The organism is Acetatifactor sp., from assembly GCF_982438285.1.
The window spans coordinates 1-9,060 of record NZ_CEWDFQ010000102.1; the positions used below are offsets into that span (position 1 = coordinate 1).

Sequence of the window (9,060 nt, forward strand, 5' to 3'; positions counted from 1 at the left end):
AATCAGTGCCGTACTGGCGGTTTAAATATTCACAGTATTTTAAGCCTGAAATCTTCGCCAGCGCATAGGCCTCGTTTGTTTCCTCCAGCTTCGAGGTGAGCAGACAATCCTCCTTCATGGGCTGGGGGGCCATGCGGGGATAGATGCAGCTGCTTCCCAAAAATAAGAGCTTTTTGCATCCGTTCTGCCATGCCGCATGGATCACATTCATCTCCAGCATCATATTTTCATACATAAAGTCAGCCTGGGCCTGGCTGTTAGCCAAAATGCCTCCTACCTTTGCGGCGGCCAAAAACACATAGTCCGGCCTCTCCTGTGCAAAGAAGGCTTCCACCTCCTCCTGCCTGCACAGATTCAGCTCACTGTGGCTTTTTGTTAACAGATTTTGATAGCCGTTTTTTGACAGTGCCCGGCAGATGGCGCTTCCCACCATTCCCCGATGACCTGCCACATATATTTTTGCTTCTTTTTCCATCACCATGACTCCCTGTTTCCCCGGGCGGACATCCTTTAGGGTCTATCCTCCCCGCTCTCCCTGTACACAATGGCTTCCGCCATCTGTTCAGCCTTTTGTCTGCCGCAGAACACCCCGGCAATGGCCAGCGCAAAAGGAATTGAAGTCCCCATGCCTCTGGAGGTGATTACATTCCCATCCACCTCCACCGGTCCCTTAGTCACCAAAGCTCCCGCAAGATGGCTTTCAAAGCCCGGATAGCTGCACGCCCTTCTTCCTTTCAGAATGCCTCTGTGTCCCAAAATGCTGGGCGCCGCGCAGATCGCCGCCACATATTTTCCGGAAGCGTAAAAGGCATCTACCTGCTCCATAAGGGCCTGGCACGCCTCCAGATTCTTAGTCCCGTCTCCGCCCCCAGGAAGCACCAGCATATCATATTCGCCAAAATCTGCCTGGGACCAGGTCTTATCCATTTCCACCAAAATGCCGTGGGAGCCCTTCACCTGCTTTTGCTCCGTAATGGACACCATATCGATGGCCAGTCCGCATCTTCTGCAGATGTCCACAACGGTCAGCCCTTCTATCTCCTCATAGCCCTCTGCGAAAAAAATTGCAATTCGTTTCATTGCGCCTACCTCCATTTCTGAGACCAGTATACACACTTGTTCCTCTTTTTTCAATTCTTTACTTTGATTTGATAAAAAATATGTTATACTAAATCCATGGAGGTACAACATGGAAATAGAACGCAAATTTACAATCAAAAAGCTTCCCGAAAATCTGGAAAGCTATCCCTGCCACCATATCGAGCAGGCCTATCTGAATGTAAACCCAGTCGTCCGCGTGCGCAAACAGGATGACGAATATTATATGACCTACAAAGGAAACGGCATGATGGCCAGGGAGGAGAGCAATCTTCCTTTAAATAAGGAAGCCTATTATCATCTGCGGGCAAAAGCCGATGGAAACATTATTTCCAAAAAACGCTACCTGATTCCTTTAAACCATCCCGGCTTTAAACCGGGATTTCCCGTGCCCCCCGCTGATTACAGCCTTACCATTGAGCTGGACGTGTTCGATCCGCCCTTCGCTCCTCTTATTATGGCGGAGGTGGAATTCGGCAGCAGAGAAGCCGCCGAATCCTTTGTGCCTCCCGATTGGTTTGACAGGGAAGTCACCTACGACAAAGAGTATCACAATTCCTATATGGCGCTGCAGATTTCCTGAATCATACGGAAGGCTTTCCAGCCTTCCGTATTATTTTCGTACCAAATGGCCAGGCAGTCCGTCGATATACAGGGGCTGGAGCTCTCCCATAATCAGGGGCCGTGCATATTGTATAAATTCCTCCGCAAGCCCCCTTCCATCCTCTGTAATCCAGTTTTCGGGCACTGTCTTTTCCTGATTTGCAATGGTGTGAATGTCATGTACATCCACGCTGCACAGATAAGGCCTATTCTGCAGCCTGCGAAGCACCGTCATGACGCCTGTGCGGCCCTCTGCCGCCGCCATAACCCCATGATATCCCGCCTCTCTCGCCTCATCTGCATCCGTAAGGGAGGCAAGATGCGCCGCAGAGCGCTGCAGCGTTGACAATTCAATGGCCCGGGCCTTAAATCCTGTCTGGCTCTTTACCATTTCCGCCAGTGTCAGCCCACAGCCGGAAAGCTGCTTATGCCCAAACACGTCCACGCTGTCCGCACCTCCGGAAAGCTCGCAGACAAACCTTCCGTCCCCAAGCCTGATCCCCTCGGAAACCGCAATCACCACCGTGTTTTTTGTCTCTGCCACGGCACGGATATGGGAAAGAAAATCCTCCGGGTCAAACACTCTCTCGGGAAGATAAATCGCATCCGCTCCATCGCAGTCCTCCCCCTTTGCAAGGGCGGCCGCAGCCGCCAGCCAGCCCGCATGCCGTCCCATGATCTCCACAATCAAAACCGTGGGCTTTGTAAGACCTGTGGACTGCACATCCCTTATGACCTCCTTCATGGATGCAGCGATATATTTGGCGGCAGAGCCGTAGCCGGGACAGTGGTCCGTCACCGGAAGATCATTGTCCACCGTCTTTGGTATCCCCACAAACCGCTGGCTCTTTCCATGGGAGGCTGCATAGTCGGACAGCATTTTCACCGTGTCCATGGAGTCGTTTCCGCCAATGTAAAAAAAGGCTTCGATCTGGTATTCCTCCATTACGGCAAACACCTGCTCATAGACTGCTTCATTGCCTGCAATCTGCGGCAGCTTATAACGGCAGGTTCCCAGGAAAGCCGAGGGCGTCCTGCGCAAAAGCTCCCTTCCCATACCGCTTTCCAGATAATCCTCCAGACAGATGAGATTTTTCTCCAAAAATCCCTGAACCCCATGCACCATGCCATAGACATGATCCGCTCCCAGCTCTTTTGCCGCCTGATAAACTCCTAAAACCGACCCGTTGATCACAGCAGTGGGCCCGCCGGACTGCCCTACCACTACATTCCCCATACGCTTCACTTTCCTGTCCTCCTTTTTTGTCCATTATAGCATTGGCAAAAAGGAATTGTCTACCGTATCAATTACTTGTTTCAGCGCATAGAATACCATAACTGCTCCGCTTTCCGGAGAAAAATCTGCAAAGGCAGCGCTAAGATGATAAAAGACACAAATTCCTATTGTTCCCTGGACACCCTGGCGCCGGGGAAATCCGGCAGAATTCTTTCCATCCAATGTGAAGAGCATATGAGACAGCGCCTGCTTGACATGGGCTTTGTAAAGGATTCCCTTATCACCTGCGAAGGAGAAAGCTCCCATAAGGATCCAAAAGCCTTTCTTCTGCGGGGCTGCGTCATCGCGCTGAGAAACGCGGACAGCCGCCATATTTTCATTCAGGAGGTTACGTCATGATCATCGCTCTCGCCGGTAATCCAAACGTAGGAAAAAGTACGGTATTCAACGCTCTCACCGGTCTGAAACAGCATACAGGAAACTGGCCCGGGAAAACCGTCACAAGCGCAAGAGGCTTCTTTGAAACAAAACATTTCTCCTGTGAGCTGGTGGATTTGCCTGGAGCCTATTCCCTGACCCCTCATTCCGCAGAGGAAGAGGTCACAAGGGATTTTCTTTTAGAGGAAAACCCCGACGCCGTTATTGTGGTCTGCGACGCCTCCTGCCTGGAACGCAATCTCCTGCTTGCCCTCCAGGTCTCTTATCACTGTCCCTGGGTGATGCTTTGCGTCAATCTCATGGACGAAGCGGCCAAAAAGGGGATTCATATTGATCTGGCCCTTTTGGAAAAGCTGCTTGGCTTTCCGGTTTCAGGCACGGCCGCCAGACAGGGGCAGGGGCTTGCGGAGCTGAGCGGGCGTCTGGATCATCTGCTGCTTAAAAAAAAGCAAGGAGAAAAAGACTCTTGTCAAAAAGCTCCCCTTCCCTCCCCGGATCAGCTTGCGGCAGCCGCCTCCTCTATAGCCTCCCAGGTCACCTCTCTTGAAAATAAAGACTATCGGAAAAAGGATCGGAAGCTGGACAAAATCCTTACAGGCAGATATACCGGCTTTCTTGCAATGCTGCTTCTTTTGTCTCTCATTTTCTGGATTACCGTGACCGGGGCCAATTATCCCTCAAGCCTGCTCTCACAGCTTTTCCTGATGCTGGAAGAAGGCTTGTCCCATCTGTTATCAAAGCTTCAGGTTTCCTCCCTCCTTTCGGATTTTCTGCTGGAAGGAGTCTTTCGGGTGCTGTCCTGGGTGGTTTCCGTCATGCTTCCTCCTATGGTCATTTTTTTTCCTCTCTTTACCCTGTTGGAGGATTCCGGATATCTGCCGAGAATTGCCTATAATCTGGATTATTACTTTCAGAAATGCCGTGCCTGCGGCAAACAGGCCCTTACCATGGCCATGGGCTTTGGCTGCAACTGCGTGGGGGTTTTAGGCTGCAGAATTATCGACTCTCCCAGAGAACGGCTCATCGCCCTGCTCACCAACAGCTTTGTGCCCTGCAACGGCCGTTTTCCCATCCTGGTCACCTTGATCGCCCTATACTTTACAGGCCCAGGCGGCTCCTCCTTCTTTGGCAAAGCAGCCTCCTCCCTCCTTGCCGCGCTCTGTCTTACCGGCTTCCTTTTACTTGGAGTGCTCATGACCTTTCTGGCCTCAAGACTGCTCTCCGCCACCCTGTTAAAGGGAGTACCCTCCTCCTTTGTGCTGGAGCTTCCTCCCTACAGACGTCCCCAGATTCTGAAGGTCATCCTGCGTTCCCTTTTGGACCGGACCCTTTCTACCCTGCGTCGGGCCCTATACGCCGCCGTTCCTGCAGGCGCTCTTTTATGGTGCATGGCAAACCTTACGGTGGATTCCCGCTCTCTTTTGTCCATTGCCGCCTCATTTCTGGACCCCTTTGCCCGTCTGATGGGTCTGGATGGGGTAATCCTTTTGTCCTTCCTATTGGGAATGCCTGCCAATGAAATTGTAATTCCCATCATGCTGATGACCTATTTAGAGCAGGGAAGCCTTCAGGAAATAAACGATCCCAATCTGTTAAGGGCCATTCTCTCGGAAAACGGATGGAGCCTTGGCACGGCTGTATGCACCTGCCTTTTTACCCTGTTTCACTGGCCCTGCCTTACAACCCTCCTCTCCATAAAAAAGGAAACCGGAAGCCTGAAATGGACCGCCGCAGCCTTTCTGCTGCCCACCCTTTTCGGCGTTCTCCTCTGCATCCTCTTTGCACAGACTGCCGCTTTTTTTCTCCCCGCACTGTAAAAATGTGCTATACTATAGAAAAGATGCTGGGGTCAAAAGGGTTTTCAGCCACAAATTGTCAGAATAGTTTGTTATCTGCAGGAGTCTTAGTTGCTCTTGGAATCGACAAAGTTGCGTTGTGAGAAAAAATCCGCTTGTTTGAGCGCAGCGAGTTCGGATTTTTGGGAACGCATTTAGCAAATTTGTCAATTCCTAGCGCAACTTGACTCCGAAGCCGCAAACAATTCTGACGATTTGTGGCTGGGAGACCTTTTGACCCTGGCATCTATAAAAGATGCAGCGAAAGGAAGCAGTCATGAAAAACCAGCAGAAAATATTATTGTTCCATGTAGATAGAGAAAAACAGGCCCAGCTTTCAAAGCTGTGCCTGTCAATGGGAATTCAGATGATTTTCATAGAAAAAAAGCAGTACGGCGAAACCCTGGGCGCTCTGGCAAAAATACAGGGAATCCCTCTGTCCAACACGCCTGATACAGGAGCGGAATTTCCTGCGGAAATGATGGTTTTCTCCGGCATGGACTCCCAGGCCCTGGACCGCTTTTTAAAGAAATACAAGGAAGCGCAGATTGCCCCCATCGCCCTGAAGGCTGTCCTGACGCCCAACAATATATTCTGGAACCCAAGACAGCTTTACAGTGAGCTGCAAAAGGAGCATACCGCCTTTCAAAAGCAGCCCTTTCAGAGATAGCGCCAAGCCTTATCTACTATTTCAGATACGGCTCATAGGCCTCCCTTGTCTCATTTAAAAACACGATGCCCAGAATACCAGGGCCCGTATGAGCCCCGATAGCGCATCCCACCTGAGTCTCCAGAATATCCTTGACATGGTATCTCTCCCGAAGCTGCTCCTTTAAAAAGGCAAATGCCTCTCTGTCTGTGCCAAAGCAGGCTCCTACCACCTGATTTTCCAGATTCTTTCCCTTTTCACCTACCATATCCAGGATTCTCTTCTGGGCTTTTTTCCAGCCGCGCACCTTTTCCACAGCTTTCAGGGAGCCGTTTTCATCCACAATGATGATGGGTTTGATATCCAGCACCGTTCCGGCCAGGAAGGAGGTTCGGCTGAGCCGTCCGCCCTTGAACAGATATTCCAGGCCGAATACCGTCACCGCATGCTCCATATGCTCGCAGAAGAAATGAGCCGCCTCTATGAGAAGCTCCTTTGGCGCTTTGTTTCTCTGCATCCGAAGCAGGCGTTCCGTCACCAGTCCATAGCCGATAGAGGCGCATTTGGAGTCGATAATCGTCATGGAAAACTCAGGAAATTCCTCCTTAATCGCCTCATAGGCCAGATTGGCGGCATTGAAGGTTCCCGCAATCCCTGTAGAAAAGCAGATGTAAAGCACCTCATCTCCCCGCTTGGCAAAGGGGCGGAAATGTTCTTCAAACATATACTGGCTGATGTGATACGTCTTAATATCCTTGCCCGAAGCCTGAATATCATAAAATTGATCCGGGAAAATCGTCTCTCCGTCAAAGTAATCCGTACCCTCTATGGTCACAGGGGTGGGCATCACATAAAGACCATACTCCTTTTTCACACACTCCGGTATATCCGAGGCCGAATCTGTAATAATGCAAAAAGCCATATATTATTTCTCCATCTTCTGATTGTTTTCTTTATTGTATCGCGAAACTTAAGTTTTGACAAATAAAGATTTTCCAAAGATGGCTTTTTAACAAAGAGCCTCTAAAAAATATAGCTGCCCGGCTCTACCTGGTATTCTTTTCCTTCTATTATAATAGCTGCGGGCACAGGGGTTGTAATCTCATAGCGGATTTTTTCCTCCCCGCAAAACCACTTGGAACAGATTTCACCGTGACGGATTTTGACGGAAGCCTCCAGCCACTTTAACCGCTTATCCGGCATGGGGGCGATCACAGCCCGCTCAAATCCCGGCGCATCCTCGTCCGTCCTGATTCCTGCGGCAACAGTATAAACCCAATCCATAACAGAGCCATAGGCATAGTGATTGTAGGAATTCATATCGCTGCTCCAGAGCACCCCGTCATCCCGGATGCCGTCCCAATGCTCCCAGATGGTGGTGGCCCCGTGGTTCACCTCATAGAGCCAGGAGGGATATTCCTCCTGCAAAAGCAGATCATAGGCACTTTGCACATGTCCGTTTTCGCTGAGGGCATATAAAAGATAGGGGGTTCCCACAAAGCCCGTTTTCAATCTGTTTTTGTTTTCCCGGATCATCTGCGCCAGAGCATCTGCCGTCTTTTGTCTGTCCTGGGTCAGGTGAAACTGCAGCGCAAGCACATGCTGGGTCTGAGTGCTGTATTCCCCAAAACGCTCCCGGAAGGCCTTTACAATGTTTTCATACAGGGTTTCATAGCTGCTTACATCCTTTCCCAGCACCTTTCCCGCTTTCACAAGCAGCAGGGTGGAATGGGCATAAAAAGCGCTTGCAATAAAATCAGGATCTGTAGCCCCTCTATAGCTTCCGTAAGGGGCGTCCAGCGCAAGCCAGTCCCCATAATGCTTTTCCCTCTGCTTTTTATCGCCATGTCTTGAGGTCCATAAATAAGGATCCTTGCTGTCATTCGTCATATAGTCCACCCATTTTTTCATGGACTCAAAATTCTCGTCAAGCACTCTGGTATTTCCAAACATCTGATATAGCTGCCAGGGAATTATAGCGATGGCGTCTCCCCAGGCCGTGCTGGCCTTCTGTAATCTCCAAAAATCAGGAACCGTATCCGGCACCGCGCCATTTTCCAGCTGCTCGCACCTCACATCCCGCAGCCATTTTTCAAAAAATTTCTCCGCGTCGTAATTATAGCAGGCCGTCTTGGCAAACACCTGGGCGTCCCCAAGCCATCCCAGCCTTTCGTCCCTCTGTGGACAGTCTGTGGGAATATCGATAAAATTAGCCCGCTGGGACCACAGCACATTTTCAAAGAATCGGTTCAGTCCAGCGTGGGAACACTGGATATGGCCCGTGCGCTCCATGCTGGAATAAATTGCAATTCCCCTAAAGCAATCCAAATCCACCTCCATGGGAAATTCATCCAGCCGGATATAGCGGAATCCGAAAAAGGTAAAATGAGGCTTGTAGGTCTGCTGCCCCTCCTTGCAGATATAGGTAAGCACCGCTTTGGCCGTACGATAATTTTCGGTATAAAAATTCCCCTGGCTGTCCAGAATTTCTCCGTGGGAAATCACGATCCTTGTTCCTGCAGGAGCGTTTACGGAAAGCTCGATGTATCCCGCAAAATTTTGACCAAAATCCACGATCCGCTCTCCCTTTGGAGAGGTAAAAAACCGTATGGGCCTGATTCTTTCCTGTTCCCGGATTTCTTCCCCCTCCTGGGCAATCAGTCTGTCCCTGGAGAGCGCTTCTATCTTCACAGGCTCCCATTCTACTCCCGAAAATCCGGCATCATAAACCTCACCGTCATAAATATCAGAAAACCGAATGGGACTTTCTCCCACAGACCAGCTCTCGTCAGTGACAATGGTTTCCCTGCTTCCATCCACATATTCCAGCGTCACCTGGCCGATCAGAGCACAGGGCATACTGTTTACCTCTAAATCCCTTTCGCTGATCCGTCCCCTGTGCCAGCCCTTGCCCACTGTCACAGTCAGAATATTTTCCCCCATTTTCAACCCTTTCAGCTGATAGGTCTGGCACTGCAGACGTTCCTTATAGGCTGTACAGCCCGGAGCCAGAATAAACGCTCCCACTCTTTTGCCGTTCAGGCAGGCCTCATAAACTCCCACAGCGGTGATCTCAAGCTGCGCTGCCCTTACTTCCCTTTCCACCTGAAATTTTCTGCAAAACTGTGGACACACATCCCCCATGTCCTCCTTGCAGCCTATCCACAAAGCCTGTTCCAACATCCCTTTTCCTCCTTGCC

Annotated in this window: 9 protein-coding genes; 4 read left to right on the top strand and 5 right to left on the bottom strand. The window is 50.5% G+C overall.

Translation table 11 applies throughout. From position 1 onward, the window contains the following. A partial coding sequence (locus tag AC1WIP_RS06820) for an NAD-dependent epimerase/dehydratase family protein (protein WP_481141142.1) occupies window positions 1-475 on the bottom strand: 475 nt, incomplete at its 3' end. A gap of 35 nt (window positions 476-510) precedes the next feature. After that, window positions 511-1,080 (bottom strand): DJ-1 family glyoxalase III, encoded by a 570-nt coding sequence (locus tag AC1WIP_RS06825; protein ID WP_481141143.1) that lies wholly within the window; start codon window positions 1,078-1,080, stop codon window positions 511-513. A 109-nt stretch (window positions 1,081-1,189) separates the two neighbouring features. Between AC1WIP_RS06825 and AC1WIP_RS06830 the strand changes: the two genes are divergently transcribed. Further along, window positions 1,190-1,681: a CYTH domain-containing protein gene (locus AC1WIP_RS06830; RefSeq protein ID WP_481141144.1), complete on the top strand. Its 492-nt coding sequence runs from the start codon at window positions 1,190-1,192 to the stop codon at window positions 1,679-1,681. Window positions 1,682-1,711: 30 nt separating this feature from the next. Here AC1WIP_RS06830 and AC1WIP_RS06835 read toward each other — a convergent pair whose 3' ends face one another. Continuing rightward, on the bottom strand, window positions 1,712-2,938 hold the full coding sequence (locus tag AC1WIP_RS06835; protein WP_481141150.1) for a 6-phosphofructokinase: 1,227 nt from the start codon (window positions 2,936-2,938) through the stop codon (window positions 1,712-1,714). A 144-nt stretch (window positions 2,939-3,082) separates the two neighbouring features. Here AC1WIP_RS06835 and AC1WIP_RS06840 point away from each other — a divergent pair, with 144 nt between their 5' ends. From AC1WIP_RS06840 to AC1WIP_RS06850, 3 genes are all read left to right on the top strand, one after another. Beyond that, window positions 3,083-3,337, top strand: coding sequence for a FeoA family protein (locus AC1WIP_RS06840; RefSeq protein ID WP_481141145.1), 255 nt, complete (start codon window positions 3,083-3,085; stop codon window positions 3,335-3,337). Beyond that, complete coding sequence (gene feoB / locus AC1WIP_RS06845; RefSeq protein WP_481141146.1) at window positions 3,334-5,193, top strand: ferrous iron transporter B; 1,860 nt, start codon at window positions 3,334-3,336, stop codon at window positions 5,191-5,193. The genes AC1WIP_RS06840 and feoB overlap by 4 nt, the downstream gene beginning before the upstream one ends. Before the next feature lie 295 nt (window positions 5,194-5,488). Further along, window positions 5,489-5,881: a DUF3783 domain-containing protein gene (locus AC1WIP_RS06850; RefSeq protein WP_481141147.1), complete on the top strand. Its 393-nt coding sequence runs from the start codon at window positions 5,489-5,491 to the stop codon at window positions 5,879-5,881. A gap of 16 nt (window positions 5,882-5,897) precedes the next feature. Here AC1WIP_RS06850 and AC1WIP_RS06855 read toward each other — a convergent pair whose 3' ends face one another. Beyond that, on the bottom strand, window positions 5,898-6,782 hold the full coding sequence (locus AC1WIP_RS06855; protein WP_481141148.1) for a DegV family protein: 885 nt from the start codon (window positions 6,780-6,782) through the stop codon (window positions 5,898-5,900). A gap of 101 nt (window positions 6,783-6,883) precedes the next feature. After that, window positions 6,884-9,043 carry an alpha-L-rhamnosidase gene (locus AC1WIP_RS06860; RefSeq protein ID WP_481141149.1) on the bottom strand — a complete coding sequence of 720 codons (2,160 nt, stop codon included), beginning with the start codon at window positions 9,041-9,043 and terminating at the stop codon, window positions 6,884-6,886. Window positions 9,044-9,060: the final 17 nt, after the last annotated feature.